The 26007-nt window shown below is 70.0% G+C and carries 20 protein-coding genes; 8 read left to right on the top strand and 12 right to left on the bottom strand.

Annotated elements, in window-relative coordinates; genetic code table 11:
* Positions 1 to 383: 383 nt before the first annotated feature.
* A complete protein-coding gene (locus tag ACIBB8_RS24395) occupies positions 384 to 1817 on the top strand; it encodes a GNAT family N-acetyltransferase (RefSeq protein ID WP_398955423.1) in 1434 nt (477 codons plus the stop codon).
* Here ACIBB8_RS24395 and ACIBB8_RS24390 read toward each other — a convergent pair.
* Complete coding sequence (locus ACIBB8_RS24390; RefSeq protein WP_398955413.1) at positions 1753 to 2964, bottom strand: trans-sulfuration enzyme family protein; 1212 nt, start codon at positions 2962 to 2964, stop codon at positions 1753 to 1755. The genes ACIBB8_RS24395 and ACIBB8_RS24390 overlap by 65 nt on opposite strands.
* A gap of 59 nt (positions 2965 to 3023) precedes the next feature.
* Between ACIBB8_RS24390 and ACIBB8_RS24385 the strand changes: the two genes are divergently transcribed.
* A complete protein-coding gene (locus ACIBB8_RS24385; protein ID WP_398955412.1) occupies positions 3024 to 3530 on the top strand; it encodes an Lrp/AsnC family transcriptional regulator in 507 nt (168 codons plus the stop codon).
* A 121-nt stretch (positions 3531 to 3651) separates the two neighbouring features.
* Positions 3652 to 5337, top strand: a complete 1686-nt coding sequence (locus ACIBB8_RS24380; protein ID WP_398955410.1) for a DUF885 domain-containing protein — start codon at positions 3652 to 3654, stop codon at positions 5335 to 5337.
* Positions 5338 to 5469: 132 nt separating this feature from the next.
* On the opposite strand, the gene ACIBB8_RS24375 is transcribed toward ACIBB8_RS24380, so the two are convergent.
* The 3 genes from ACIBB8_RS24375 to ACIBB8_RS24365 all read right to left on the bottom strand — a co-directional run bounded on the left by ACIBB8_RS24375 (position 5470) and on the right by ACIBB8_RS24365 (position 10658).
* Positions 5470 to 8556 carry an AAA family ATPase gene (locus ACIBB8_RS24375; protein WP_398955408.1) on the bottom strand — a complete coding sequence of 1029 codons (3087 nt, stop codon included), beginning with the start codon at positions 8554 to 8556 and terminating at the stop codon, positions 5470 to 5472.
* Positions 8553 to 9719 (bottom strand): exonuclease SbcCD subunit D, encoded by a 1167-nt coding sequence (locus tag ACIBB8_RS24370; RefSeq protein WP_398955406.1) that lies wholly within the window; start codon positions 9717 to 9719, stop codon positions 8553 to 8555. The genes ACIBB8_RS24375 and ACIBB8_RS24370 overlap by 4 nt, the downstream gene beginning before the upstream one ends.
* A gap of 312 nt (positions 9720 to 10031) precedes the next feature.
* On the bottom strand, positions 10032 to 10658 hold the full coding sequence (locus ACIBB8_RS24365; protein ID WP_398955404.1) for a YigZ family protein: 627 nt from the start codon (positions 10656 to 10658) through the stop codon (positions 10032 to 10034).
* A 59-nt stretch (positions 10659 to 10717) separates the two neighbouring features.
* Between ACIBB8_RS24365 and ACIBB8_RS24360 the strand changes: the two genes are divergently transcribed.
* The 3 genes from ACIBB8_RS24360 to ACIBB8_RS24350 all read left to right on the top strand — a co-directional run bounded on the left by ACIBB8_RS24360 (position 10718) and on the right by ACIBB8_RS24350 (position 13016).
* Entirely contained in the window at positions 10718 to 11140 is a 423-nt protein-coding gene (locus tag ACIBB8_RS24360) for a CoA-binding protein (RefSeq protein ID WP_398955402.1), read from the top strand.
* A 79-nt stretch (positions 11141 to 11219) separates the two neighbouring features.
* Positions 11220 to 12044 carry an aminoglycoside N(3)-acetyltransferase gene (locus ACIBB8_RS24355; RefSeq protein ID WP_398955421.1) on the top strand — a complete coding sequence of 275 codons (825 nt, stop codon included), beginning with the start codon at positions 11220 to 11222 and terminating at the stop codon, positions 12042 to 12044.
* Between the two features lie 108 nt (positions 12045 to 12152).
* Positions 12153 to 13016 (top strand): alpha/beta fold hydrolase, encoded by an 864-nt coding sequence (locus ACIBB8_RS24350; protein WP_398955400.1) that lies wholly within the window; start codon positions 12153 to 12155, stop codon positions 13014 to 13016.
* 87 nt (positions 13017 to 13103) lie between these two features.
* Here ACIBB8_RS24350 and fxsT read toward each other — a convergent pair whose 3' ends face one another.
* From fxsT to ACIBB8_RS24320, 6 genes are all read right to left on the bottom strand, one after another.
* Positions 13104 to 17063 carry an FxSxx-COOH system tetratricopeptide repeat protein gene (gene fxsT / locus ACIBB8_RS24345; RefSeq protein WP_398955398.1) on the bottom strand — a complete coding sequence of 1320 codons (3960 nt, stop codon included), beginning with the start codon at positions 17061 to 17063 and terminating at the stop codon, positions 13104 to 13106.
* A complete protein-coding gene (locus ACIBB8_RS24340) occupies positions 17047 to 18399 on the bottom strand; it encodes a TIR-like protein FxsC (RefSeq protein WP_398955396.1) in 1353 nt (450 codons plus the stop codon). Before ACIBB8_RS24340 ends, fxsT begins: the two co-directional genes overlap by 17 nt.
* A 176-nt stretch (positions 18400 to 18575) precedes the next feature.
* Positions 18576 to 21005, bottom strand: a complete 2430-nt coding sequence (locus ACIBB8_RS24335) for an FxsB family cyclophane-forming radical SAM/SPASM peptide maturase (RefSeq protein WP_398955394.1) — start codon at positions 21003 to 21005, stop codon at positions 18576 to 18578.
* 22 nt (positions 21006 to 21027) lie between these two features.
* A complete protein-coding gene (locus tag ACIBB8_RS24330; protein WP_398955392.1) occupies positions 21028 to 21222 on the bottom strand; it encodes a hypothetical protein in 195 nt (64 codons plus the stop codon).
* Positions 21223 to 21561: 339 nt separating this feature from the next.
* Positions 21562 to 22125 (bottom strand): YbaK/EbsC family protein, encoded by a 564-nt coding sequence (locus ACIBB8_RS24325; RefSeq protein WP_398955390.1) that lies wholly within the window; start codon positions 22123 to 22125, stop codon positions 21562 to 21564.
* Between the two features lie 56 nt (positions 22126 to 22181).
* On the bottom strand, positions 22182 to 22754 hold the full coding sequence (locus ACIBB8_RS24320) for a helix-turn-helix domain-containing protein (RefSeq protein WP_398955388.1): 573 nt from the start codon (positions 22752 to 22754) through the stop codon (positions 22182 to 22184).
* 92 nt (positions 22755 to 22846) lie between these two features.
* Here ACIBB8_RS24320 and ACIBB8_RS24315 point away from each other — a divergent pair, with 92 nt between their 5' ends.
* Positions 22847 to 23713, top strand: a complete 867-nt coding sequence (locus ACIBB8_RS24315; protein ID WP_398955386.1) for an EamA family transporter — start codon at positions 22847 to 22849, stop codon at positions 23711 to 23713.
* A gap of 42 nt (positions 23714 to 23755) precedes the next feature.
* Here ACIBB8_RS24315 and ACIBB8_RS24310 read toward each other — a convergent pair whose 3' ends face one another.
* Entirely contained in the window at positions 23756 to 24493 is a 738-nt protein-coding gene (locus ACIBB8_RS24310; RefSeq protein WP_398955419.1) for an acyltransferase, read from the bottom strand.
* A 144-nt stretch (positions 24494 to 24637) separates the two neighbouring features.
* Here ACIBB8_RS24310 and ACIBB8_RS24305 point away from each other — a divergent pair, with 144 nt between their 5' ends.
* Positions 24638 to 25168, top strand: coding sequence for a gamma carbonic anhydrase family protein (locus tag ACIBB8_RS24305; RefSeq protein ID WP_398955384.1), 531 nt, complete (start codon positions 24638 to 24640; stop codon positions 25166 to 25168).
* Between the two features lie 43 nt (positions 25169 to 25211).
* Here ACIBB8_RS24305 and ACIBB8_RS24300 read toward each other — a convergent pair whose 3' ends face one another.
* Complete coding sequence (locus ACIBB8_RS24300; RefSeq protein ID WP_398955382.1) at positions 25212 to 25871, bottom strand: DedA family protein; 660 nt, start codon at positions 25869 to 25871, stop codon at positions 25212 to 25214.
* Positions 25872 to 26007: the final 136 nt, after the last annotated feature.

Below are 26007 nucleotides of genomic sequence, written 5' to 3'. Positions count from 1 at the left end.
GTATGGCCTTCGGCTTCAAGGACGCCACCGCCCTCATCGCCCTCGCCATGCTCACCCTCGGCGGACACCGCCCCCACCTACCAAGCCGTCAAACCGCATAACCCCGCCCACGGAAGCGACCGAAGAGCCGGAAAAGGGGGCGGGGACGACGACCGACGACATCCTGCCGTAACCCGCAGCGGCGGGTCACGCCCCACCATGACCCGTCCCCGTTCCGCCTTCGAAGCGACCGGTCCCGCCTCAAACTCTGTAGCCGTCGCAGTCATCCACGGCAGCAACCAGCAAAAACGGGTGATAAAGGACTAGATCCATACTTAACCCATCAGTCACAAGGCGTTCGTGATCAGGCAACACCGCTCCGTCACAGTGAACTCATGACTGATGTGACCTCCGCGAAGAGTGCCCGCCGCCCGCACCACTGGCGACGGGACCTGATCGAGCTGGCCGCCCTGTTCACCGCCGTCGCGGTGGCCGACGCGATCGTCAACATGATCGGGCACCAGCCCGACGGACCGTATCTGCTGATCGCCTCGGCCCTGGCCCTCGCGGCGACGGCCGCGTTCCACACCTGGTGGGCACGGCGACACAGTCACGCCCCGCCGCCGACCACCGTCGACTCCAGCGTGGACCTGTCCCACCACACGGTCACCGACAATGCGGCGGCCACTGCTGCCGCATTGTCGGTGACCGCGCCCGCCGCCTCCGGTCCGGCCCCGTCCGACGAGGAAACGGTGCTGTGGCGGATGCGCACCACGGTCCGGGACACCCCCGGCAGCCTCGCCGCGCTCTGCATCGCGCTCGCCCGGCACCGGACCGACATCCTCACTCTGCAGACACATCCGCTGACACAGGGCACGGTCGACGAGTTCCTGCTGCGCGCCCCCGCCTCGCTCCAGGTCCGGCAGCTGAGCCGGGCGATCTCCGCAGCGGGCGGCAACTCCACCTGGATCGAGCGAGCCGACGCGCACGACCTGGTGGACGCCCCGACCCGGATCCTGGAACTCGCCACCCGCACCGCTCTGGACGCCGCTGAACTCCCGCTCGCTCTTCGCCAGTTGCTCGGGCGCTGCACCATCCACTCGCTGCCCGCCGTCTCACTCACCGGCCGTGCGACCGGAGAGAGCGCGCCGGTCGAAGGGATGCTTGATGAGACAGTGATGCGACTGCGCGACCCGTCCGGCGGTGCGATCACCATCGAGCGGCCCTATCTGCCGTTCACCCCGACCGAGTTCGCCCGGGCCCGCGCCCTGGTCGAGTTCGACGCCCGACTCGGCCCCCGCGTCCCACGCAGCGAGCACGTGCTCACGCTCCCCGAGGGCAATGAGATCACCGTCCGCCGCGCGGACGGGAGCGACCTGGCCGCCGCACGCGCCCTGCACAACCGCTGCTCCGAGCAGACGCTCCGGCTGCGCTACCACGGTCCCGTCCGCGATGCCGACCGCTACCTGGACCACCTGCTGAGCCCCAGGTTCGGCCGCACCCTGGCCGTCCAGACGGCCTCCGGCCGCCTGGTCGCCCTGGGACACCTCCTCTGGGACGGTGACGAGACCGAGGTGGCCCTCCTCGTCGAGGACGACTGGCAGCGCCGGGGCATCGGTTCGGAGCTGCTCGGCCGCCTGGTGACGCTCGCCGTCGAGGCCGGCTGCGACAACGTCTACGCCGTCACCCAGGCCTCCAACACCGGCATGGTCGCCGCCATGCGAGCCCTCGGACTGCCCCTCGACTACCAGATCGAGGAGGGCACGCTCGTCATCACCGCCCGGCTGGACGCGACTGCGGTACGCTCCCTGCCGCCGTACGAGCAGGCGGGTCGCTGAGCGCCTGACAGAGGTCGGCCCAAAGGTCCTCGACGTCCTCCAGGCCGACCGACATACGCAGCAGCCGGTCTCCGACACCGGCAGCCTGCCGGTCTCCCTCGTCCACGATGCGGTGGCTGATGGAGGCCGGGTGCTGGATCAGCGTGTCCACACTGCCGAGACTCACCGCGGGAGTGATGAGCCGTACGGCGGAGATCACCCGGTGCGGATCCCCGTACACCTCGAAGGAGACCATGGCCCCGCCCACCGCCGGGTAGTGGACCCTGGCGATGCGCGGGTCGGCGGCCAGCCGACGGGACAGTTCGGCGGCGCTCGCGGAGGCGGCACGTACCCGTACCGGCAGGGTGGACAGACCCCGCAGCAGCAGATATCCGGCCATCGGATGCAGTACCCCGCCGGTGGCGAAGCGCACCTGTCGCAGCCGGGCCGCGAACTCCTCGTCGCAGGCGACGACGCCGCCCATCACATCGCCGTGCCCGCCCAGGTACTTGGTGGCGCTGTGCAGAACGATCCGCGCGCCGTGCTCGACGGGCCGCTGGAGGACCGGGGTGGCAAAGGTGTTGTCGACGAGCAGCGGAACCGACCCGCAGGAGTGCGCGATTGCCCGGATGTCGACCTCGGCGAGCGTCGGGTTGGCCGGTGTCTCGACCACGACCAGGCCGGTGTCCGGACGGATCGCCTCCGCGATGCCCGCCGGATCGGTCCAGGTGACTTCGGTGCCCAGCAGCCCGGCACCAAGAAGATGGTCACTGCAGCCGTACAGCGGACGGACGGCGATCACATGGCGCAGTCCCATGCTCGCGCGGGCCAGCAGAATCGCGGTGAGCGCCGCCATTCCGCTGGCGAACGACACAGCGCTCTCGGTCCCTTCGAGTCGGGCCAGAGCCGTTTCGAACCGGGCCGTGGTCGGATTGTCGAGCCGGGCGTAGACGGGCGGCCCGTCGAGCCGGGCGCCGGTGGTGGCGAAGGTGTCGATCCGTTCCGCCTCTCCCCTGGAGTCGTACGAGGGGTAGGTCGTGGACAGATCGATCGGCGGGGCGTGCAGGCCGAGTGCAGCGAGGTCGTCGCGTCCGGCGTGCACGGCTTCAGTGGCCAGCGCCCTGGACCGGGGTGTCGTCGAGGGCCGCATCGAGGCTTCGGTGTCCATGACACCACTCTGAACAGGTGCCGGACCGTGACGTCGAAGCACCGTGCTACGTTCGGCGAATGGCCGATTCCGTCGTTCTGGACCCGGTGGACCTGCACATTCTGCGGCTGCTGCAGAACGATGCCCGGATCACGTACCGCGAGCTCGCCGCCGAGGTCGGGGTCGCACCGTCCACCTGTCTGGACCGGGTGGCCCGGCTGCGCCGCTCAGGCGTGATTCTCGGCCACCAGCTGCGTCTCGACCCGGCCAAGATCGGCCGTGGTCTGGAGGCGCTGCTCTCGGTGCAGGTCCGCCCGCACCGCAGGGAGCTCATCGGCCCGTTCGTCGAGCGGATCAGGGCGTTGCCGGAGTCCCGTGCGCTCTTCCATCTGACCGGCCCCGACGACTATCTGGTCCACGTGGCCGTTGCCGACACCGCGGATCTGCAGCGGCTGGTGCTCGACGAGTTCACCTCGCGGCGCGAAGTGGCCCGGGTGGAGACGCGGCTGATATTCCAACAGTGGGAGTGCGGGCCGCTGTTGCCGCCGGCCGCCGCGGCGCCCGGAAGGACCGCAGAATCCGAATGACCGGTTCCGGCCACTGCGGTAGGTGATCCGCGTCCTCCACGCCGAACCGGAATGAACTGTGTCAATTCCCTGCGTTCCATTGATAGTGACGCCGGCCCCCTGGCCGTACGAAGATGTCCGCATGTCAGACACTACGAACAGCGCACTGCCCCGCCAGGTCGCCGACGCCTATGTCGACGCGCTCATCGAACTCGACCCCATCTCAGGCACCTACCTCGGTGCGGCGGAAAGCTCCCGCCGTCTTCCCGACTTCTCCCCCGCCGGGCAGGAAGCCCTTGCCGAACTCGCCCGCGCCACCCTGGTGAAGCTCGACGCCGCAGAGCAGCTCCCGGGCGCGGACAGCGACGCAGAGCGCCGCTGTGGCCGCCTGCTGCGCGAGCGGCTGACCGCGGAGATCGCTGTCCATGAGGCCGATGAGGGCCTGCGGGCCGTCTCCAACCTGCAGTCACCGGCGCACAGCGTCCGCCAGGTGCTGATGCTGACGCCGACCGAGACCGATGAGGACTGGGCGGCGGTCGTGGAGCGGCTGCTCGCGGTTCCCGGAGCCCTGGAGGGGTACCGCGCCTCGCTCGCGCTCGGCCTGGAACGGAAGCTGTACGGCGGTCCGCGCGCCACCGCCACTTTCATCGGCCAGCTGAACGAGTGGATCGGGCAGGACGGAACAGGGTTCTACCAGGGATTCGTTGCCGCGGGCCCGGACTCGCTGCGCGCGGACCTGGACGACGCCGCCCGGCAGGCCGCGGAGGCCACGGAGGCGCTGCGTGACTGGATGCGCGATGTGTACGCCCCCGCGATCGAGGGTGCGCCCGACACAGTGGGCCGCGAGCGGTACGCCCGCTGGTCCCGTTACTTCAACGGTACCGATCTGGATCTCGACGAGGCGTACGCGTACGGCTGGTCCGAGTATCACCGGCTGCTCGGCGAGATGAAGACCGAGGCAGAGAAGGTACTGCCCGGGGTCGGCCCCTGGGAGGCGCTGGCCCATCTCGATGTGCACGGCAAGCACATCGAGGGTGTCGACGAGGTTCAGGCCTGGCTGCAGGGCCTGATGGACGAGGCGATCGAAGCCCTCGACGGCACACACTTCGAACTCGCCGAGCGGGTACGGAAGGTGGAGTCCCGGATCGCACCGCCCGGCGGCGCCGCGGGCCCGTACTACACGGGTCCGTCCGAGGACTTCTCGCGTCCCGGCCGCACCTGGCTGCCCACCATGGGCGAGACCCGCTTCCCGGTGTACGACCTGGTCTCCACCTGGTACCACGAGGGTGTCCCGGGCCACCACCTGCAGATCGCCCAGTGGGCCCATGTCGCCGACGGTCTCTCCCGCTACCAGGCGTCGATCGGCATCGTCAGCGCCAACGCAGAGGGCTGGGCGCTGTACGCGGAGCGGCTCATGGACGAGCTCGGCTTCCTGCCCGACGCGGAGCGCCGCCTCGGCTACCTCGACGCGCAGATGATGCGTGCCTGCCGGGTGATCGTGGACATCGGCATGCACGCGGAGATGGAGATCCCCGCGGACTCCCCCTTCCACCCCGGTGAGCGGTGGACACCCGAGCTGGCGCAGGAGTTCTTCGGCAACCACAGCGGCCGGCCGGCAGACTTCGTGGAGAGCGAGCTGACCCGCTACCTGTCCATGCCGGGGCAGGCCATCGGTTACAAACTGGGCGAGCGTGCCTGGCTGCTGGGCCGGGAGAACGCGCGCAAGGCGCACGGCGACGCGTTCGATGCGAAGGCCTGGCACATGGCCGCCCTGTCGCAGGGGCCGCTGGGTCTGGACGATCTGGTCGACGAGCTGTCGAAGCTCTGACCCGGACGGTTATCGACAGGAAGGCGGTCGGGCCCGGTTCGGTGGCCCCGACCGCTTCCCCCAGTGCCTCCGGCGACGAGACAAAGGCGGCGCTCACGGCGTCGCTGGCCTTGGCGGCGTTGCCGGAACCACTCAGCGCGGGACCCCGCCGGCCGCGCGGTGGAGCACCGCCGACCCGTGCCGCTCCTTGACCACTTCGAGCTGGGCGGGGATCCGGCGGCGCAGATCGCCGACGTGGCTGACGATGCCGACGCTGCGGTCCCGCTCGCGCAGCGAGTCCAGTACGTCGAGAACCTCGTCCAGGGTCTGGTCGTCGAGACTGCCGAACCCCTCGTCGATGAAGAGTGTGTCCAGCCGGACCCCTCCCGCCTCGTCGGTGACAACGTCGGCGAGACCGAGCGCCAGGGCCAGGGAGGCGAAGAACGTCTCGCCGCCCGAGAGCGTCGCCGTGTCGCGCTCACGGCCGGTCCAGGCGTCGACGACATGCAGTCCGAGGCCGGACCGGCGGCCTCCGGTGCGGGCGTCGGAGTGGACGAGCGTATAGCGGCCCGAGGACATCCGCTGCAGCCGTGCGGTGGCGGCGGCGGCGACCTGTTCGAGCCGGGCGGCAAGAACGTACGACTCCAGCCGCATCTTCCGTTCGTTGTCCGCGGAGGTGCCTGCGGTGAGCCCGGCCAGCCGGGCCACCCGGTCGTACTCGTCGCGCAGCGGTCCCAGCGTGCGCACGTCCTCCGCCGCGCGGCGGGACAGCCGGCCGAGTTCGGCGCAGCGCTCCCGGGCGGCGGCGAGCGTGGCGGCGGCGTTGCGCAGCCGCCCCTCGGCCGCGTCGTACGCGGCCTGTGCGGCGTCGGGGTCGGCCTCTGGGTGCTCGGCGGCGGCGCGGGTCTCGGGCTCGGCGAGCCGTTCGGCGACGGCTGCGGCCTCGGCCTGCCAGGCATCGATCCGGTGCTGGATGTCGCGGTGCTCAGCGTCCGTGAGCAGGGTGGCAGCGGCAGCCTCAGGGGTGTCGAACCCGGCCCGGAACGCGGCGTCCGCGAGCCGGCCGTCGGCCTCCTTGCTACGCCGCGCCGCCAGCTCCTCGGCGCGCACCGCCTCGGCGGCGTCGGCGAGCAGGGCCACCCGGCGTTCCAACAGGGCGGCGTGCGCGGCGACGCTGCCGGATTCGCCGCGAGCAGCCGTCAGCTCGGCTTCTAGTCCCGCCTGTTCCCGATCGAGCCCTTCCCGCCGCGAAATCCGGGCGGCGGAGCGGCGCTCGGCCTGCTGCCGCGCTTCGAGCCTCTCGCTCTGCTCCCGCTCGGCCACCGCAAGGGCCTCGCGCGCGGCGTGCATTCCGGCGGCGGTACGGTGCGCATGGGCATGCTCGGCCGCCAACTCGGATACCAGCGCCTCAAGTTCGACAACGGCGGGTTCAGTAGCATGGGGCCCGTCATCGGCAGTCCCGCCAGCTCCGGGGGCAGTGGCATCATCGGCAGCGGCCCCCACCACAGGGAGCGCCGCGGCACGCGCCGCCGCGTGCTTCTCCCGTACGGCTCCGAGCTCCCGATCCGCCTCCGTACGCGCCTGCTCGGCCCGCCGGTACACGGCGAGAGCCGTCTCCTCGGCTGCCCGGTCGACATGCCCGTCCGCCGCACGCGCGGGCTCCGGGTGGTCGCCCGACCCGCAGACCTTGCAGGCCTCGCCGTCGACGAGTTCCGCCGCGAGCTCGGCGGCGATGTCGCGCAGCCGCTGTTCGCGCAGCCCAAGCCACCTCTCGTGTGCCCCCAGGGCATGCTCGCGGGCCGCGGCCAGCCGGTCGGCCGCATCCGTCGCCTCGGCCGCGAAGGCGTCGCGGCGACGGGCCGCGTCCAGGCGGCGGCGGGCCGGCTCAAGCCGTCCCGCAAGGTGTTCGGCGCGGGTCGCGGACTCCTGGGCCGTCTCGATGCGTTCCTGCAGTCCGCGGCGGGTGGACTCCCAGCCCGCCAGCCAGCCTTCCGCTTCCTGGACCAGTTCGTCGTCGGCGCGGGCCTGGCGTTCCAGTTCGGCCCGCTCGGTGTCGATCTCCGCGCTGCGCCGCTCGGCACGACGCGCGGCGTCGAGACCGCCGAGCTCCTGCCGGAGCCTGCGTTCCAGGGTTGCCAGCTGCTCGGCACCCGCGTCGACAAGGGTGTCGGGCAGCTGGGCGCGGGCGCGCTCACAGGCCCCTCCGGCAGCCCGGTGGGCACACTCGGCGTCGTCGCGCAACTCCAGTGCGGGGGCGACGAGTTCTGCCTTGCGCGACCGTTCGAGCCGCTCGCGCTGCCGGTCGCGCTCGGGGCGGCGGGCTTCGAGCTCGGAGGCGCGGCGACGCGTCTCCTCGTACCGCCGCTGGAGTCTGGCGAGTTCGCGCGCGGTGTCGAGTTCGCGGCGGGCGAGGGCCTGCCCGCTCTCGGCGGCGGAGAGTACGCACTCGGCGATGTCGAGCCGTTCCCGGGCGTTGCTGCGGGCCGCCGCAGCCCACTCCAGTACGCCGTCCGCGAGTCCCGGATCGCCGGGCCGGGCGTCCGGCAGGGGCAGTTCACCGGCAGCCGGTCCAGCGGCCTGGGCGATCCGCTGGGCGGTCCCGAGGATCTGCTCGTCCCCGGCCTTGACCTGTGTCTCGGTGGTGCGGCGCAGCTCGGTGAGCCGCTCCTCGACGGCCGCGAATCGGCGGGTGTCGAAGAGTCTGCCGAGCAGTTTGCCGCGGGCTTCGGCATCGGCGCGCAGGAAGCGTGCGAAGTCGCCCTGCGGGAGCAGCACCACCTGGCAGAACTGGTCCCGGCTCATCCCGACGAGCTGGGTGATCTCCTCGCCGATCTCCTGGTGGGAGCGGCTGAGCGCCCGCCAGCCGTGCTCGGGGTCGTACTCGCGCAGCCAGCTCTGCGCCTTCTCGGTGGTGAAGCCCTCGCCCTTCTTCTTGGGGCGGGGCTGGGCCGGGCGCCGGGTGATCTCCAGGTGCCGTCCGCCGACGGTCAGCTCCAGCCGGACCTCGGTGGGGAGGCCGGCCGGGGCATGATCGCTGCGCAGTGAGGTGCCAGGGCTCTGGCGGGCTCCGGGCACCGCGCCGTACAGCCCGTAGCAGACGGCGTCGAGGACGGAGGTCTTCCCTGCTCCGGTGGGTCCGTGCAGCAGAAAGAGCCCGGCGGCGGAGAGCGCGTCGAAGTCGACTTCCTGGGTGGCGCCGAACGGGCCGAAGGCGGTGAGGGTGAGCCGGTGGAGTCTCAACGGTTCACCTCGCGCACGCCGTCGTCCACCCGTACGTGGTCGAAGGCGCCGCGCAGCACCGTGCGCTCCTGGTCGTCCGCCCCGTTCCCGCCCCGGACATGCGCCACGAAGTCCTCCGCGATCTGCTGGTCGTCGCGCCCCCTGAGGCGCTGTGCGTACGAGGCGAACGGGTCCTCGGGGGTCCGCTCGGGTTCGAAGACGAGGCTCAGGGTGTGCGGAAACCTGTCCAGGAGGCGGGCCATGGGCTCGTCCGGACGGACCGGGTCGGTGAGGGTCGCCTCCACCCATGCCTCCTCGTGCCGGGCCAGCGCGGGATCTTCGAGCAGGGTGTCGAGGCGGCCGCGGAGGCGGGCGAGCGGGCGGGGCACTGGGCAGTCGATCCGCTCGGCGGTGATCGTTCCGGTGGCTCCGAGGTCGATCAGCCACATGGTCTTGCGGTGGGCGACCTCGGAGAAGGAGTACGCGAGGGGTGAGCCGGAGTAGCGCACCCGGTCGGTGACGGCCTGGGAACCGTGCAGATGGCCGAGCGCCGTGTAGTCGACGCCGTCGAACACTCCGGCAGGTACGGCGGCCACACCGCCGATGGTGATGTCGCGCTCGCTGTCGCTGGGTTCGCCGCCCGCGACGAAGGCGTGGGCGAGGACCACGGAGCGGGTGGACTCCGGCCGGGTGGCGAGGTCGGCGCGGACCCGGTCCATGGCGGCGGTCAGCACCGCTTCGTGTCCGGCCCGCTCCGCCTTGAACACGTCCTTGACGAGGGCCGGTTCGAGGTAGGGCAGCCCGTAGAACGCCACATCGCCGTGCTCGTCGTGCAGGACGACGGGGGTGGCGCACTCCGCCGGGTCGGTACGCAGATGGATACCGGCCCGTCCGATCAGTCCCGCACCGACGCCGAGCCTGCGGGCCGAGTCGTGGTTGCCGGAGATCATCACCGTGGGTACGCCCGCGTCGGCGAGCCTGTGCAGGGCCCGGTCGAAGAGTTCGACGGCGGAGAGCGGAGGCACGGCTCTGTCGTACACATCACCCGCAACGACGACCGCATCGACCTCGCGCTCATGGACGGCCGCCACCAGATGATCGAGGCAGGCGGCCTGGGCCTCCAGCAGCGAGACGCGGTGGAACGACCGCCCCAGGTGCCAGTCCGATGTGTGCAGAATCCTCAAGACCTGGCTCCGACCTGCATGTTTCTCTTCCTTCGCACCCAGCGTCCGCGCCTGCCGTGCCCGGGAGCCGCACCGGACCGGCGCAGGAGCACACGGTCGGCACCGGCCACGTTAGGGCGTGTTTCGAAAGTCCCGCCTGCCAGGCGCCGCTCCTTTCGAAACACGCCCTAACGCCGTTGCGCCCCTGATCCCTCACGAACCGGCTTCCTCACAGCTCACAGTCTCCCATCGCCGCGCACCGCCTCCGACGCGTTCGGCGAAGAAGACCGATCCACGTTCCGATGCCGGGCCGTCCCTCCCCGCCGAGCGCGTTCAGGTGTCCCCGTACGCCTCGCCGCCCAGCTCCAGCAGCGCCTCACCCGCCGTCGTATCGGCCAGCCAGCGCCGGAAGCCCTCGACATCCGCGTCCGGCAGCCCGATCTCGATGATCACCGCTTCCTGATACCGGACCTCCCGGACGGCCCGTCCGGTGGCGCGCAGATCGTTCTGGAGCCTGCCCGCCCGCTGGTGGCCGACGGTGACCGTGGCGAGCCGGAACCGCTGCCGGGTGATCGTGCCGAGCTCGTCGAGCGCCTCGCCGACCGCTCCGCCGTACGCCCGGATGAGCCCTCCGGCGCCGAGCTTCACCCCGCCGTAGTAGCGGGTGACGACGGCGACGACGTACCGCATCTCCCGGCGCATCAACATCTGCAGCATGGGCACGCCCGCGGTGCCGCCGGGCTCCCCGTCGTCACTGGCCTTCTGTACGGAGGCGTCGGCGCCGATCACGTACGCGAAGCAGTTGTGGGTGGCGGTCGGGTGTTCCCTGCGGATGTGTGCGACGAAGTCCTGTGCCTCCTGCTCGGTGGCGGCGGGGGCGAGCGCGCAGATGAAGCGCGATCGGTTGATCTCGGTCTCGTGCACGCCCGCTCGGGCGACTGTCCGGTACTGCTCCTGCATCCGTCCACCCTATGCGCAGCAGCGGGAATGGCCCGCGGCCGCAGTCCGTTGTCCGGATCATGTACGCAGACGCAGCAGAAACCGCAGAGACGATCCGCAGAATTCTCCGGGACACGGGCGACACCTGGGCCGTGGTCGGACTGTCCGGCAACGAGTCACGCGCGGCCTACCGCGTCGCCGCGGTCCTCCAGCAATTCGGCAAGCGCGTGGTCCCGGTGCACCCCAAGGCGGAACGGGTGCACGGCGAGAAGGGATACGCGTCGCTGGCCGACGTCCCGTTCCCGGTCGATGTCGTGGACGTCTTCGTCAACGGCGGACTGGCGGGCGCCGTCGCGGACGAGGCCGTCAGGATCGGCGCCAAGGCAGTCTGGTTCCAGCTCGGCGTGATCGACGACGCTGCGTACGAACGCACCCGGGCGGCCGGACTCGACATGGTGATGGACCACTGCCCGGCGATTGAAATACCCCTTCTAGACCGATAAGTGACATACCACCCCTCGGCCGAATGTGCGGGGTATCACACCTGACACTCCGCTGGGAGAATGCCCCCTCGTGACTGCCATCAGTACGCCGAGTGCCGTGAACGTCGCCCACCGCCGAAGCCGGCTGGCCGGTCAGCTGTCCCGGCTCGGCGTGGAGCGGAGCGCCGTCCTCCTGGTGCATGCGTCGATGCGAGCGGTGGGAGCGGTCAGCGGCGGGACCGGTGCCGTGATCGGTGCGCTGCGGGACGCGCTCGGCGAGGACGGCACCCTGATCGTCCCGTCGTTCACGCCGGAGAACTCCGACACCTCCCCCCAGTACCACAACCGGGTCCGCGGCCTCACCGACCACGCCCGGGAGGCGGTCCGCGCGAGCATGCCACCGTTCGACCCCGCCACCACGGCCGCACCGTCGATGGGCCGTCTCGCGGAGACCGTACGGCTGACCCCGGGGGCGGCACGCAGCAGCCACCCCCAGACCTCGTTCGCCGCCCTCGGCCCTCTCGCCGACAAGCTGGTCGCGCACCACCGTCCCGACTGTCACCTCGGGGAGGAGTCACCGCTGGCCTGCCTCTACGACGTACGGGCTCAAGTGCTGCTGCTCGGCACCGGTTTCGACTCCTGCACCGCGTTCCACCTCGGCGAGTACCGGGTCCCCACCCCGCCACGCCGCACCTACCGCTGCGTGGTGACCACCCGGGGCAGACACCACTGGTGGGAGTACGAGGACGTGGCACTGGACGACAGCGACTTCGCCGCGCTCGGGGCGGAGTTCACCCGCACTGACAACGGCGCGGCGGTACGCACCGGCCCGGTGGGCTCGGCAACCGCCCACCTCTTCGACTTCACCGACGCGGTCGACTTCGCGACCCGCCGGCTGCCGTCGGTGCGGGGGGCGCGGGCGTAGCGGCGCGTCGGCACGGCCGCAACTGGGCAGAAGGCCTGTGCGCGTATATACCAACGCGTCAGCCTGCGCTCATACTTGCCGCGTATCGGCCTTACGGGGAGGCACCGGATGGAGCAGCTGATCCACACGGAGGACGGTCGCGCTTTGGCCGTGGAGCACTACGGAAATCCGCACGGCAGGCCTGTCTTCCTGCTCCACGGCACGCCGGGCAGCAGACTCGGTCCGGCCCCGCGCAGCTCCGTCCTGTACCGGCTGGACATCCATCTCATCACCTACGACCGTCCCGGGTACGGCGCCTCGCACCGATTACCGGGGCGGCCGGTGGCCCATGTAGCCGCCGACGTCACCGCGATCGCGGACGCCCTCGGCATCGGCCGGTTCGCCGTGGTCGGCCGGTCCGGTGGGGCGCCGCACGCGCTCGCCTGTGCCGCGCTGCTGCCGGATCGCACGGCGCGCACCGCCGCGCTGGTGGGCCTGGCGCCGCGTGACGCCCAGGGACTCGACTGGTTCGACGGAATGACCGAATCCAACGTGCGTGAATACATCAACGCCGCAGCGGGCCACCACCAGCTGACGGCCGCACTGGAGCGCCGTTCCGAGTCGATCCGGGCGGACCCGATGGGTTCGGTCGCCGATATGCACCGCAGGCTGCCCGATTCGGACCGCGGGATCGTGTCGGACACTGGGATCAGGGCCATGCTGGTCCGTAACTTCGCCGAGGGTCTGCGCAACTCCGCCGACGGCTGGGTCGACGATGTCATGTCGTTCAGTAAGGACTGGGAGTTCCGTCCTGAGGACATCACTTCACCCGTGCTGCTCTGGCACGGCGAGGACGATGTCTTCGCCCCGGTGCAACACACCCGGTGGCTGGCGGAGCGCATCCCGGGTGCGGAGCTGGTGGTGGAGCGCGGTGCGGCGCACTTCGGCGCGTTGCGGGTGCTGACGCGCGTGCTCAGCTGGGCCACCGGGTGACCCCGACCGCCGCATCGGCGACTGGGACGACCCGGTCCGTACCGCACGAACCGGCCGTCCTCGCGGCTCCTGCCCCCTGCCCCGCGCTCACACAGGCTGCGGCTCCAGATCCCGGTTGATGCGCCGCCAGGTGCGGGCTGCCACCGCGATGGGATGGTCCACACCCAGGTGTTCGACGGCCAGGGACACAACTTCAGCGCGCAGCTGGTCGGCCTCGCTCTCCCTGTCCAGCGCGCGCAGGGTGTTCGCCAGGTTGGAGCGGCAGGCCAGCACGTCCGGGTGGTTCGGCCCGTACCGGTCCAACAGCCCTTCGAGAGCCGCCCGTTCCCACCTCTCGGCCAGGTCTGGCCGGTTCAGGTCGCCATAGGCGTTGGCCAGGTTGATCGCGGCGCAGAGGGTGAACGGATGGTGTGCGCCGAGGCTCTCCTCCAGAGCGGCCCGGACCTCCTCGCCCCATTCCGCCGCCTCCCCGGCCGCGCCCATGCCGCGCAGGTAGATGGCGACGTTGTTACGACAGGCCAGGGTGAACGGGTGCTCGTCGCCGAGCGTGTTGCGGTAACCGTCGAGCGCCTGATTGGCGAGATCGAGCGCCGCCTGCTTGTCACCGAGGGCGGAGAAGTCGGCCGCAAGGTTCAGCCCGCAGGCCAGAGCGTCCGGAACCTTCGTTCCGTAGCGCTCGCGGTAGCGGTTGTACGTCTCCTCTGTCAGCCGCTTCGCCTCGTGCGGCTGGCCGGCCTTGCGAAGCGAGACGGCAAGACTCTTCGCGGTACGCAGCGCCTCCGGCACATCCGCGTTGAGAACTCGCTCGAATGCGGCTTTGACCTCGCGCAGGATCTGTACCGAGGACGCGTACTCCCCGGTCTCCCGCAGGTCCCGGCCCAGGTGTCCCTTGGTGGTCAGGGTGTACGGATGGTCCACCCCGAGCAGCGTGCTGCGGCGCTCCACCGTGAGTTCGTCGAGCCTGCGCGCCGCTTCGCTGTCGCCGGTCAGGCGGTAGTCGATGGCCAGGTTGTGGGCGGCGACGAGGGTGCGAGGGTGGATGTCCCCGAACGTCTCGCCCATGACGTGATGGATCTTCCGGTCCCGGGCCAGCGCCTCGTCGAACCGGCCGAGTGCCCGGAGGTCGGCAGCCAGGCTGCCGGTGGTGATCAGCAGGCTGGGGTGGTCCTCGCGCAGCAGTCGGGCCTGCCGGGCGAGGGTGTCCTCGTCCATCGTCCGCGCTTCCTGGTAGCGGCCCTGGGCACGGAGGGCGTTGGCCAGTTCGAAGCGGAGATTCAGGGTCTGCAGGTCGTCCTCGCCCAGCTCCTGGGTCCAGGCAGTGTTGAGCTGGGTGCCCAGCACCCGCGCGCTCTCCAGATCCCCTCGCTTGAGGAGGTATCGGATCCGGTCGACCATGAGCTGCCGGGCCTCCGCCTCGTCGCAGTCGGCGATCCCCGACGGACCGAGGTGCGGCCAGATCAACTCGAAGGCCGGCCAGCTCTGGGGATCGTTGACCGGGTTGTCCTGGTCCGCTCCCTGCGCTGGGCGGGCCTCCGCCAGGATGCGGTGCACCTCGTGCACCGCCGTGTCGCGCTCCTCGGCGCTCAGCCCGGCCCGGACGGCGGCCTGGACGAGGCGGTGGATCTGAATGCTGCTGTCCGCCGGGTCGACCTTGGCCAGGGCGAAGCGGTTGAGTGCCTGGATGACCCTGCCGAGCATGTACCGCTCCCGGAGATCGGGGTCGTACGGCAGCAAGGACCGGAACATCGAGTCGCTGCCGATGAGCGTCATCGAGATCGGCTCGGCGGAGAAGAACGAGCACAGTTCCAGCAGGCGGGCAGCGGCTCTGGACTCCTTGCGCAGCCGGGCGATCGAGATGTTCCAGGTCGCGCCGATCTTCTGCGCGTAGTCCTCGGGCCTGCCGAGCGAGAGCACTTTGGTGCTCTGCTCCTTGAGCTGTTCGACGTAGGCGTCGACCGGGGTCGCTGTCTCGGCGAGCCAGGCTGCCGCCACCTCCACCGCGAGGGGCAGGTCGCCGACTGCTTCGGCCACCCGGTCCGCGTCGCTGGCGGGCAGCTTGCGGACCCTTCGGCAGAGGTGTTCCACGGACTCGGCGCGAGTGAAGACCTCGACCTCCACCGCCTCCACCCGGCTGGATATCGGCTTGTTGCGGCAGGTGGCGAGAATGTGACCGTAGAGACCCGAGGAGAGCGGACCGGTCTCCTCGGGAAAGAGCGCGAGCGCCTGGTCGAGGTCCTCGACATTGTCGAAGACCAGCAGCCAGCGGGCGTACGGCGCTCCAGTGCGCAGGGCGTTCAACGCCGCCCTGGCCGCTTCGGCGACCACTTCACCGGCCCTCAGGTCCATCCGCTCGGCCAGTTCCGCCAGTGACGACACCACCCGGTCGGGCTGCTCGGCCTCGACCCACCACACCAGGTCGTAGTCGGCCCGGAACCGGTGCGCGTACTCCCGCGCCACCTGCGTCTTGCCGACGCCACCGAGGCCGTACAGGACCTGCGGCAGATGCTGGTTCGAGCGGCCGCTGCCGCGTAATTGGTCGCGCAGCCGTTCCAGGACCGAGCCACGTCCGGTGAACCAGGCGTGCCGGGGCCGCACGTTCCACACCCCGGGGACGGCTCCGGGGAATCGGGGCCCGCCGGGCGCGACCGGGGGCCCGTCGGTGGATTCGGGCCGGTCCAGGGCGGTGAGCACCGCGGTGGCCGCTTCGCGTTCGTCCAGCCGGGCCACATCGACGATGCCCCGGTTGTTGAGCGGAAGCGTCAGCCGTACGTCACTGATCCGGACCGGGACGAGCTGGCGTCGGCTGTCCGAGGGGTCGAAGCCCAGGACCGACTCCCACAGGCTCCGGGCAAGACTCGAACTCTGGTACGCCTGCGAGACGACCGGCACGATCCGGTAGGCGCCGGCCGACGCCCACTCCGCTTCGGTCCACGCCGTATGGGGGGTACGGACGTCGACGGGCATGACATTGAACCCGGCGCGGAGCAGCACAGCTTCCAGCCAGTCCGCCCACATCTGATCCTCCGCCGCATAGGTGAGGACGATGTTCGACGGCGGCACCGGCCTGCGGCGGGTGTAGGCCGACACATAGGCCAGCCGTTCCGCCTCGTCGATGGGCGGCAGCGTGTTCACCCGTCCCTCGGTGAGCACCGAGGTGAGCCGCTCGCAGGCGGTGAGCATGGAGCTGGTGATGTTGGGGGCGTCCCCGAAGGTGGCCAGGATCTCCTCGTACGCGTAGAAGGGCCGGTAAGGGATCTCCACCGTTCCCCAGTAGTTGGCGAGTTCCTCTTTGCCGAGTCCGCTGGGGAAGCCGGGAAAGCTGTCCTTCGCAAGTGCCCGTCCGGCGTCGGCCTTCTCCTTCTCCCCGTCATCGATCCGCATCGGCACGGGAAGGATGCGGATGTGCTTGTCGTGGAATCGTTCCTCGATGTCGCGGGCCACGGCGGACGCGCCCTCGATGCTCTGGTCGCTCAGAGTGAAACAGACCACGAGTACCTGAGGCATCTGAACGGTGCAGATGTCGGCGATATCGCTAAGGCCGGTCCGGCTGTCGATCAAGGTGAAGTCGTAGTGCTTCTGCATGTCGGCGCGCATGGCATCGAAGAACTGGCCGCCGCCGTAACGCTCGTAGAAATCGTCCCAGTCCATCCTGCCGACGGTCGACGAATAGTCTCGGTTGCGACGGCCGGCGGAAAGGAAGTCGAGGCTTCCACCGTGCTGGAATGCCCAGTTGAGCGAGGTCGCATGCGGTCTGACCCGAGCGTACTCACGGTGCCAGTCCGGATCACGCGGCGCGGGCCTGCGGGCCTCTTCCTGGTATTCGGTGATCAGATTGATCAGCCCGGGTGTGGCCGCCAGATCGGAAAGATCGAGAAAGGGATGGAAGAACCGGTGCAGTCCGGGCGCTTCGAGGTCCCAGTCGACAGCCAGGACACGATAGCCGTTCGCCGCGAGGATCCAGGCGGTATTGGCGAGTGCCATGGTGCGGCCGGTGCCGCCCTTGTATGAGTAAAAGGTGACGACGGTCCCGTCACGGTTCTCGGTCATTCGATGGATCCTCCCCCTCGGAGGCTTCGCCGTCGTCGGCGCCGCCCTTGTCGTGGACCTTTCCGTGAACAGGTGGAACGGAATCGTTCGTTGAGCCATAACCGACGCCGTTCGGCAGGATTCTGGGGATCCCGCCGCGCTCACCCGGCGGAGGGAAGGTCTCCGCGTGGGCCGCGTAGTGCCGTTCGGCGGCCTTCACCGCGCCGGGCAGTTCCTGGCTGAACGCCTCCAGCGTGGGAACACCTCCGCCGTGGGACCGGTGGCCGCTCTCCTGTTCGGAACGCGGTTCGAGCGCCTCTTCGGTCACGGCACGCAGTTCTGACTCGCGACGGCCGGAGTCGGGATCGTCGCGGTTCCAGGGCACCATGACGCTGATCCAGGGCCGTCCCACCTCGCCCAACCGCCGCACCAATTCCCTGCGGTGGGGCGCGTCGAGGGCCCAGCGGTCGAGGAGGAGCAGGCCGGGGGCCGTCGGGCGGTCGCTCCCCAGCAGCCGTTCCGCCTCGGTCTCGAAGTCCCCTACCCTTACCTGGTAGTCGAGATTGCGAACGAGGTCGACCGCATGGTCGGTCAGCGGCCTCGACAACTTGGGGTGGTAGGGGTTCCAGTCGCGCTGGGCCGGTCCGTAGCAGTCGGGGGCACGGTCCGCCGGAAGATCGGAATGGGAGCAGGCAAGGACCGAGATCTCCATCTGCCGCGCCCGCCCCGGTGGCCCGAATGCACTGGGCACGGAGGCGTAGTCCTGATGGGGATCCCCCTCGGGCATCCGGGTCTGTTCCGCCACCTTGACTATGCGTTTGGCCAGGAGATAGACGGCGCGTTCGTACTGGTCGCGCAGATAGCGCAGCTTGATCAGTCCGTAGAACCCCTCGTCGGCGTAGTCGTCGCCGAAGGTCGCATGGTTGAACTGAAGCCGCTCGGCAGGTTGCGGCAGCTGACGCGGCGGTACGGGAACCCAGAGCGCCGGCACGATTCCGGACATCTGACTGCCGTTGCTCCGTACCGCCTGATTGTGGACCGCGCGGCTGGAGAATGCGTACCACTCACGTCCGCACTGTTCGCTCAGGAAATAGCGGGGCGAGTAGAGCGGCACGAAGACCCTGCAGGACGCAAGGGACTCGGAGAGCCGCTCCTGCCATCCTTCGCCCGGCTGCATCTGTTGATCCAGAAAGCCGGCGGGCACCCCGGCGGGCAGCGACGTCAGTTGCAGAACATGGGCGCACAGGTCCCGGTAGAAACGCTCGACCCAGAGATTCGGGTCCTTGTCCTTTGGATCGTTCCTGGGCGTATGGGCGTAACTGAGAAAGAAGTACGGTCTTGGCTCAGCTCCCCGCACCCCCGCTGCCTCAAGATCCAACGTCTCCCCCGGTCCACGTGTAGGACCTCAGTCTAGGAAGGAGAGAATCACCGGCGGAACCGCACTAACGCGCCTAATTGTTGATCCGGCCATGCAAATGCCGCTGTCGATCAATCAATTACCGCCATATCCGTCATTTTTGCAGCCAGGTGCGGTCAGTGGTGCGTGACATGCGCCGGATTGCGCGCCTCCCAGTCGGCGCGGTGCCGTGCGGCGGAGCGTCTCGCCTCGGCCGAGGCGGCGGGCGAGACGTCCTCCGTCGACCATTTCTCGACCGTGCGGGCCATCCCGGCGACGAAGCGGTCGCCGAGAGGTGTCAGGAGGCCGGACCCGGCAAGCACCTGGACGGCGCCGATGGTCTGCTCCCGCCACCGGGCGAACCGGGCCTCGGCCCTGCGCGCCGCCTGTCCCTGCGTGGTCATTCTCCTTACGCGCCAGAAGTCCGTCACCGCGATATGCGCGTACGCCCCCTGGAGCAGACCGTCCAGCGGTCGAGGATCGTCGCGCCAGGGGGCGTAGAACAACCGATGGTCGCCAACGGGCTCATGCAGGTCGAAGCTGTCCAGGACCGCTCCCAGCTTGACGTGCTGGAACTCGTGGACGATCAGTAGGGCCAGCAGATCGGGCGTCTCGGGCCGCGCCGCCGCAACCGCCCCGAACGCCTCCTTGGAGGCGGCACTGACATCGCTGCCGTCCGGCGCGCGGAGAGGGGTGAGGACCCGGAGCCCTGCTGCCACTCCCGGTGCGTAACCAGGCAGTTCGCGCTGGATCAGTGACCAGGCCTCGGCCAGGTCCTCCGCCCACACCTTCGCCTCGGCCACGGAGAGCCGGTCGGAGACCGGCCACTGATGGCTGTCACGCAAGGGGTCCGTGTCCTCCAGAGCGACGGACCAGCCGGGCCGTTCCACGATCCGGACCGGCTGCCAGTGCGGGATGAGGCCGTCCAGGCCTTCGTCCCAGCCGACGCGCACCTCGCGGCCGACCGCCCGGACCGTGAAACCGTCCGGGTCCGCCGTCACCTCGGCGACGGATGCCTCCTCGGGGACGATCACCGACCCGAGGCTCGGAAGCCGAAGCAGCCCGCCCCTTACGGGCACCGCGACCGTGTCACCCTGGCGCGCACGCATCGCACCGACAGCTGCGATCTCCGCGAGGCCGGACGCGATGGTCTGCGGAGCTCGGCCCTCCAGAATACGCAGGGCCCAGGGCCGCGTGTACGGGTGAGCCACCGCCGCGTCCAGTGCCTCGGGCGCTCTGACGTCCAGGTCGACCATCAGCTGCCATGCTGTCGTGGCTGTCCGGTCGGTCCGCGGGGCGCGCTCGCTCACCGCGGCCAGCAGGTCCCAGTTGAGCTCCAACTGGGCGGCGGCCAGCCGGCTCACCGTCTCCGCGCTACCGAAACCAGAGGCCAATTCGTCCAGTTGGACGGCATTGAGGGACTCCGTACAACCCGCCGACGGGGTGGGCGCCAAGGCCTCCCGGTCGCGAATGTTCGTGATCAGTTCCAACAAATCGGGGCAGAACACGGACGGGTTGTCGAAGCCGCTGCCGGTCCGGTAGCGGTGGGCATAGAGGCCGCCGCCACAGGAGTTGACGACCGGGCAGGCGCGACACTCGTCGCTCAGCTGCTGGAGGCCTTGTTGCCTGGCGCGCATGCCGGGATGGCGGAGCACGTCGTCGAGAGTGTTGGCGACGACATCCATGCCTGTGACGGGCGCGGCGTCGTAGGCCGTCTTCAGGCTGTCCGCCTGCTCGAACGTGCCGTCGGTCTCGATGACGACGAGATCAGCCGGTGCCAGGCCGAGGGACTCGGTGAGGCTGCTCTCGCCGCGCAGGGTACGCAGAACGGAATCGAAGATCCGTACAGGGAGCGGCCGACCCGCTGCGTCCCAGCGCCGGTAGACGGTAATCAGCCAGTCCGCGTAAGGCGTTGCCGAGTCCCCGGGGCGGAGCGGCGGCACGTCCCACGTCGCGTGCGGCAGAAGGAAGTCGATACGTGGCGGGTCGAGAGCGATCAGTGCGTCGTAGACGGCGATCGGGTCGTTGCGCACATCGACGGTGCAGAGCAGACCGGCGAAAAGCCGCCGGTAGGCGGGCCGGTTGAGCAGCTCGACGGCTCGCAACACCTGGGGGTGACTGCTGCGACCGTCGGCGTAGCGGCGGTGACGGTCGTTGGAGGTCTTGTCGCCGTCCAGCGACACGCCGACCTTGATGCCGAGCTCGGCGAACAGCTCGCAGAAGTTCTCGTCGAGCAGCACACCGTTGGTGTGAATACGCAGATCGAGTTCGCTGACGCCGTCCAGTGCTCGGCAGAGCTCGTCGGCCGCGCGGCGCAGTCGGTCCGGGCCGGCCAGCAGCGGCTCCCCGCCGTGCAGCACCACATGGACGGCCGGCAGCCGGTGTGCCCGGGCGTGCTCAGCAATCCGGTCCGCCATCCTGACCAGAGTGTCCTCGGACACCACCTTGGGCCGGCCGCGCCAACTCGTGTCCGCATGTTCGTACACATAGCAGTGGTCGCACGCGAGATCACAGCGACTGTGCATCTTCAGTACGAATTGGCTCAGCGAGGGCGACGGCCGGTCCATGGCGAAATTCTGTCCCGGCTACTCAGACCGACGACTGAAAGGCTGCGATCACCAGTGGGCTCGCCCCGGCGTCGGTCGACAGCAGCCGACTGAGCGATGCGGGCAGGGCCCCGCCGCTCTGGACGGCCGCCCGCTTGGCGAGCGGCACCCGAGGCGCGACCGGAAGCCGCGGGGTGAGTCCCGGCCTGACGGCCGCCGAGACGAGTGTAGTGTTCATCTAAACCTCTCATGTCGATGGAGACCCATCGGCGGCACGCATGTCACCGATGGGTGCAGATCTCCATTCCCCATTACCGGGGTAAATATGATTAAAGACGGGCAAATGGCGCATTGATATGCGTGCGCGCATGTCTCCGGCACGCAAACTCCCGGCTGGACTCCCGGGTTTCGGCCGAGAACGCATCGCACCCTTTCGAGCTAGCGGTCAGCCACCGTTCGGCCCACAAGGAACCGGACCCGAACACGGCACACGACTCGACCAAGCCTCCCGCAGAGCGCGGGCCGGGTCAGCCGGTTGAGCCAAATCGTTGAACCGAATCACCGAAGGTCTTCGGACTCAGCCCACCTCCACGCCGAGCCCCTCGACAAGCACCGCGTTCGGCAGCGACGCCAGGGCCTTGCCCGGGACAATCAGCTTGCCCCGGCGGCTCCCGCTGCCGATCAGGACCCACTCCCGGTCGACCACCGCGAGATCGAGCAGCAGGGGCCATTCGTCCGGGAGTCCGATCGGGGTGATGCCCCCGTACTCCATGCCGGTCTCGCCGACCGCCGTGTTCATGGGGGCGAAGGATGCCTTGCGGGCGCCGAGTTGCTTGCGGACCACCCCGTTCACGTCGATGCGGGTGCGCGGGAGGACGACGCAGGCGGCCAGGGTGACGTCACCACCACGCTTGCCGGCCACCACGACACAGTTGGCCGAGCTGTCGAGCAGCTCGGCACCGTGGTGTTCGACGAAGGCGGCCGTGTCCGCGATCGCCGGGTCCGTGTCGACGTGCAGGATCCGGTCGGCGGGGACGTCGCCCCACCCCTCGCTCACGGCCTTGGCGACCGGTGGGGTGAGAAGGCCGAGGCGGTCGACGGCGGGGCCTGCGTTCTCGAAGGAGCCGATGGGTGCGCGCATGGATGCAACTTAACAAGGCCTGCGCGGGGCCCGGTTGACCGTCTCAGCCGGTGAACTCAGCGCACCGGAGGGATGGAGACCGCCATGGTGAGCTCGGTGGGCTCGGCGCCGTCGTTGCGGTAGGCGTGCGGGTGGTGCGCCTCGAAGGTGGCGGAGGTGCCTGCGGGTACGGAGTGCGCCTCACCGTCGACGACCAGGGTGAGTACGCCCGTGGTGACGTGCAGGAGTTCGACGGTGCCTTCGGGATGCGGGTCGGAGGCGCTGCCCTCGCCGGGCATCAGGCGCCAGGACCAGAGCTCGAGGGGACCCCTGGCCTCCGTACCGACGAGGAGGGTCGTGGAACTGCCCGCCTCGGTGGACCACATGCGCACCGCCTGACTCTCGGGCACCAGCCGCACATGGGAACCCTGTTCGTAGTCGAGCAGGGTGGTGATGCTGACACCCAGCGCGTCGGCGAGCTTGACGGTGGTGCCGACACTCGGGTTGGTGCGCGCCTGCTCAATCTGGATGATCATGCCTCGGCTGACGCCCGCGCGGGCGGCAAGGGTGTCCAGGGTGAAGCCGCGTTCGCCGCGCCAGCGCTTGAGGTTGCGCGCGAGCGACTGCGTGAGCTGGTCGAGGTCAGACACATTCCGTCCAATATTCTGGATGACAGAGTCGAAAATACTGCACTACGGTGTGGTGCACCCACTCGTTCATCGCACTGTACTGCGAGGCATCCATGACAGCACTGTTCGCCCTGGCCACCAGCCTGCTGTGGGGGCTGGCCGACTTCGGCGGCGGGCTGCTCACGCGACGTGTGCCCGCACTCACGGTGGTCGTCGTCTCGCAGACCTTGGCAGCCCTCGTGCTGGGCGTCGTCGTGGTCGCGACCGGAGGCTGGAGCGAGGCAGGACCACAACTCTGGTTCGCCGTCGCGGCGGGCGCGGTCGGGCCGGTCGCGATGCTGAGCTTCTACAAGGCGCTGGCGCTCGGTCCGATGGGGGTCGTCTCCCCGCTCGGATCGCTGGGCGTCGCCGTGCCGGTGAGTGTCGGGCTGATCGTCGGCGAGCGTCCCGGTCTGCTGCAGTTCGCGGGCGTTGCCGTGGCGGTCGTGGGCATCGTGCTGGCGGGCGGGCCGGAGCTGCGCGGGGCGCCGGTCCGGCGTCGGGCGGTGATGCTCACCCTGGTGGCGGCGTTCGGCTTCGGGACGGTGATGTCGCTGATCGCGGAGGCTTCCACGACGGTCTCCGTGCTGTTCCTGGCGCTCTTCGTGCAGCGCCTCACCAATATCGCGGTCGGCGGTACTGCCCTGTACGTATCGGTGCGCCGCGGAGGACGTGCGCTGCCCGAGGAGGGAGGGGCGGCCGTGATCCGGGCCTCGCTGCCCGCCCTGGCGTTCGTCGGCCTCGCCGATGTCGCGGCCAACGGCACGTACTCGATCGCCGCGCAGCACGGCCCGGTCACCGTGGCCGCGGTACTCGCCTCGCTCTACCCCGTGGTCACGGCTCTCGCCGCGCGCGGGGTGCTGGGTGAGCGGCTGCGCACCGTGCAGGCGGCGGGGGCCGGTCTGGCTCTGGTGGGAACGGTGCTGCTCGCCACCGGGTAGCCGGCGGACTCGTGCACGGGGCAAGCCTTGCCGGGAGGGGTGCTAGCTTTCTTCCAGTTCCGCGACGGCCAGCAGCTGCTCGGGCGTCACGCCCGTGGGGATCGGCACCGGGGCGGGTGTACGCAGGGGCGGCTGCCAGCCCTTTTCCGGGTCCCAGCTGCGTACGACGCGTGCGGGCGCACCGGCCACGACCGCATGGTCGGGCACCTCGCCACGGACCACCGCGCCCGCCGCGACCACCACGTTGCGCCCGAGCCTGGCTCCCGGCAGGACCACCGCACCCGTGCCTATCCAGCAGCCGGGTCCGATGGTGACCGGCTCCATGCGCGGCCACTGCCGGCCGACCGGCTCGTGCGGATCGTCGTAGCTGTGGTTCGTCGACGTGATGTAGACGTACGGTCCGCAGTACGTGTTGGACCCGATGGCCACCGTGGTGTCGGCGACGACGTGGCTGCCGCGGCCGAGCACCACGCCGTCCCCCAGGGTCAGGATGGGTTCCGAGCCGAGGTCCAGGTCCGGCATGAGTCCGGCGGTCAGGGTGACCTGTTCGCCGATGATGCAGTGGTCGCCGAGCTCGATCCACGGCTCCCCGAAGACCGTGCCCTGGGGGAACGCCAGCCGGGTCCCCTCGCCGATTCGGCCGAACCGCAGCCCGCCCGGGTGTTCCGCGGTGATCGCGCCGGCCTCCTGTACCGCACGCCAGCCGCGGTGGACGGCTCGGGACAGGAGGCGCCGTCGCCAGGCGGTGAGGGAGGAGAACGTGTTGCTGTTCTTGGGCACTCGCTCACCGTAGTAGGCATACCCGGGCCGGTCGCCGTGGCCCCTTGTGATGTTCACCCCACTCACCGGCGGCCGCCCGGCTGTCACATACGGTTCCCCTGGCGCGAACGGACAACGACGGTCGCAGACACGGAGGAACGGGCGATGGCAGAGCAGGCGTTGATCACGGGCATGGGCGGCCACGAGCCGGACATCGACGCGGACGCATTCACCGCGCCGACGTCGGTCGTGATCGGCGAGGTGACCCTGGCCGCGGGCTCCAGCGTCTGGTACCAGGCGGTGCTGCGGGCCGATTGCGCTCCCATCACCATCGGTGCGGGCAGCAACATCCAGGACAACTGCAGCGTCCATACCGACCCAGGGTTCCCCGTCAGGGTCGGCGAGCGCGTCTCGGTCGGGCACAACGCCGTACTGCACGGCTGCACCGTCGAGGACGATGTTCTCGTGGGCATGGGGGCCACGGTCCTCAACGGTGCGCACATCGGCGCCGGTTCGCTGATCGCGGCCCAGGCACTGGTCCCGCAGGGGATGCGGGTGCCGCCGGGCTCGCTCGTCGCGGGCGTGCCCGCCAAGGTCAAGCGCGAGCTGACCGAGGAGGAGCTCGAGGGCATCACGTTCAATGCCGTCGGGTACGTGGAGCTGGCCAAGGCGCACCGTCAGGCGCACGAGGGCTGAGTGACAAACGAGCGGGCGGCCCGGTGAGCCGGGCCGCCCGGGCTCAGTCCGCTGCCGGTACCGTCCCCGGCTCGGCCACGATACGTTCACCGGACTGGGCCGCCGCCTTCTTTGCCCGGTTCCGGAGGACCAGCATCGAGGTCAGCCCGACCAGTACGGCGACCACCAGGCCGAGCCAGGAGAAGCGCTTGAGCCATGCCTCGGCGACGACTCCGACCGAGTAGATGACCGCCGTGGTCCCGCCCGCCCAGACGATGCCGCCGAGCACATTGGCGATCAGGAACTTCCAGTACGGCATGCGCAGGACGCCGGCCAGCGGTCCGGCGAAGATACGCAGCAGCGCGACGAAGCGGCCGAAGAACACCGCCCACATGCCCCACTTCTGGAACGACCGCTCCGCCAAGGCGATCTGGTCCACTCCGAAGTGCTTGGGGAACTTCCCGCCGAGCCGGGCGAGGAGCGGCCGGCCGCCCTTGTGGCCGATGGCGTATCCGATCGAGTCCCCGATGACCGCCCCGGCGGTGGCGCACGCACCGAGGATCACCGGGTTGATGCCACTGTGTCCGGCGGCGAGCAGCGCCGCGCTGACGAGGACGATCTCGCCCGGCAGCGGAATGCCCAGGCTCTCCAGACCAATGACGACGCCCACCAGGACGTACACGCTGACCGCGGGGACTGTCTCCAGCCACTCCTGGATGTGCAACGCCGGTTCCTCCCGTGCTGATGTGCCGTCACCCGTCGGGCAACTCCTCGGCGCACGGCGGGCAGCCTACCTGTCGTGCCATCCGCCCGGACAGTGCGATGGGCCGCCCCGCACCCCCTGGGGTGGGACGGCCCAG

The sequence above is a fragment of the Streptomyces sp. NPDC051286 genome (genome assembly GCF_044455345.1).
In the GTDB taxonomy this organism is placed as follows: Bacteria; Actinomycetota; Actinomycetes; order Streptomycetales; family Streptomycetaceae; genus Streptomyces.
This window is presented reverse-complemented; position numbering and strand designations above follow the sequence as displayed.

What these genes read in the sequence shown, in the direction of transcription:
- ACIBB8_RS24315 (WP_398955386.1), top strand. Translation starts at nt 22,847, where the DNA reads ATGACAGCACTGTTCGCCCTGGCCACCAGCCTGCTGTGGGGGCTGGCC.
- ACIBB8_RS24305 (WP_398955384.1), top strand. Translation starts at nt 24,638, where the DNA reads ATGGCAGAGCAGGCGTTGATCACGGGCATGGGCGGCCACGAGCCGGAC.
- ACIBB8_RS24365 (WP_398955404.1), bottom strand. Translation starts at nt 10,658, where the DNA reads ATGCAGGAGCAGTACCGGACAGTCGCCCGAGCGGGCGTGCACGAGACC.
- fxsT (WP_398955398.1), bottom strand. Translation starts at nt 17,063, where the DNA reads ATGACCGAGAACCGTGACGGGACCGTCGTCACCTTTTACTCATACAAG.
- ACIBB8_RS24350 (WP_398955400.1), top strand. Translation starts at nt 12,153, where the DNA reads ATGGAGCAGCTGATCCACACGGAGGACGGTCGCGCTTTGGCCGTGGAG.
- ACIBB8_RS24335 (WP_398955394.1), bottom strand. Translation starts at nt 21,005, where the DNA reads ATGGACCGGCCGTCGCCCTCGCTGAGCCAATTCGTACTGAAGATGCAC.
- ACIBB8_RS24380 (WP_398955410.1), top strand. Translation starts at nt 3,652, where the DNA reads ATGTCAGACACTACGAACAGCGCACTGCCCCGCCAGGTCGCCGACGCC.
- ACIBB8_RS24385 (WP_398955412.1), top strand. Translation starts at nt 3,024, where the DNA reads ATGGCCGATTCCGTCGTTCTGGACCCGGTGGACCTGCACATTCTGCGG.
- ACIBB8_RS24330 (WP_398955392.1), bottom strand. Translation starts at nt 21,222, where the DNA reads ATGAACACTACACTCGTCTCGGCGGCCGTCAGGCCGGGACTCACCCCG.
- ACIBB8_RS24325 (WP_398955390.1), bottom strand. Translation starts at nt 22,125, where the DNA reads ATGCGCGCACCCATCGGCTCCTTCGAGAACGCAGGCCCCGCCGTCGAC.
- ACIBB8_RS24360 (WP_398955402.1), top strand. Translation starts at nt 10,718, where the DNA reads ATGTACGCAGACGCAGCAGAAACCGCAGAGACGATCCGCAGAATTCTC.
- ACIBB8_RS24390 (WP_398955413.1), bottom strand. Translation starts at nt 2,964, where the DNA reads ATGGACACCGAAGCCTCGATGCGGCCCTCGACGACACCCCGGTCCAGG.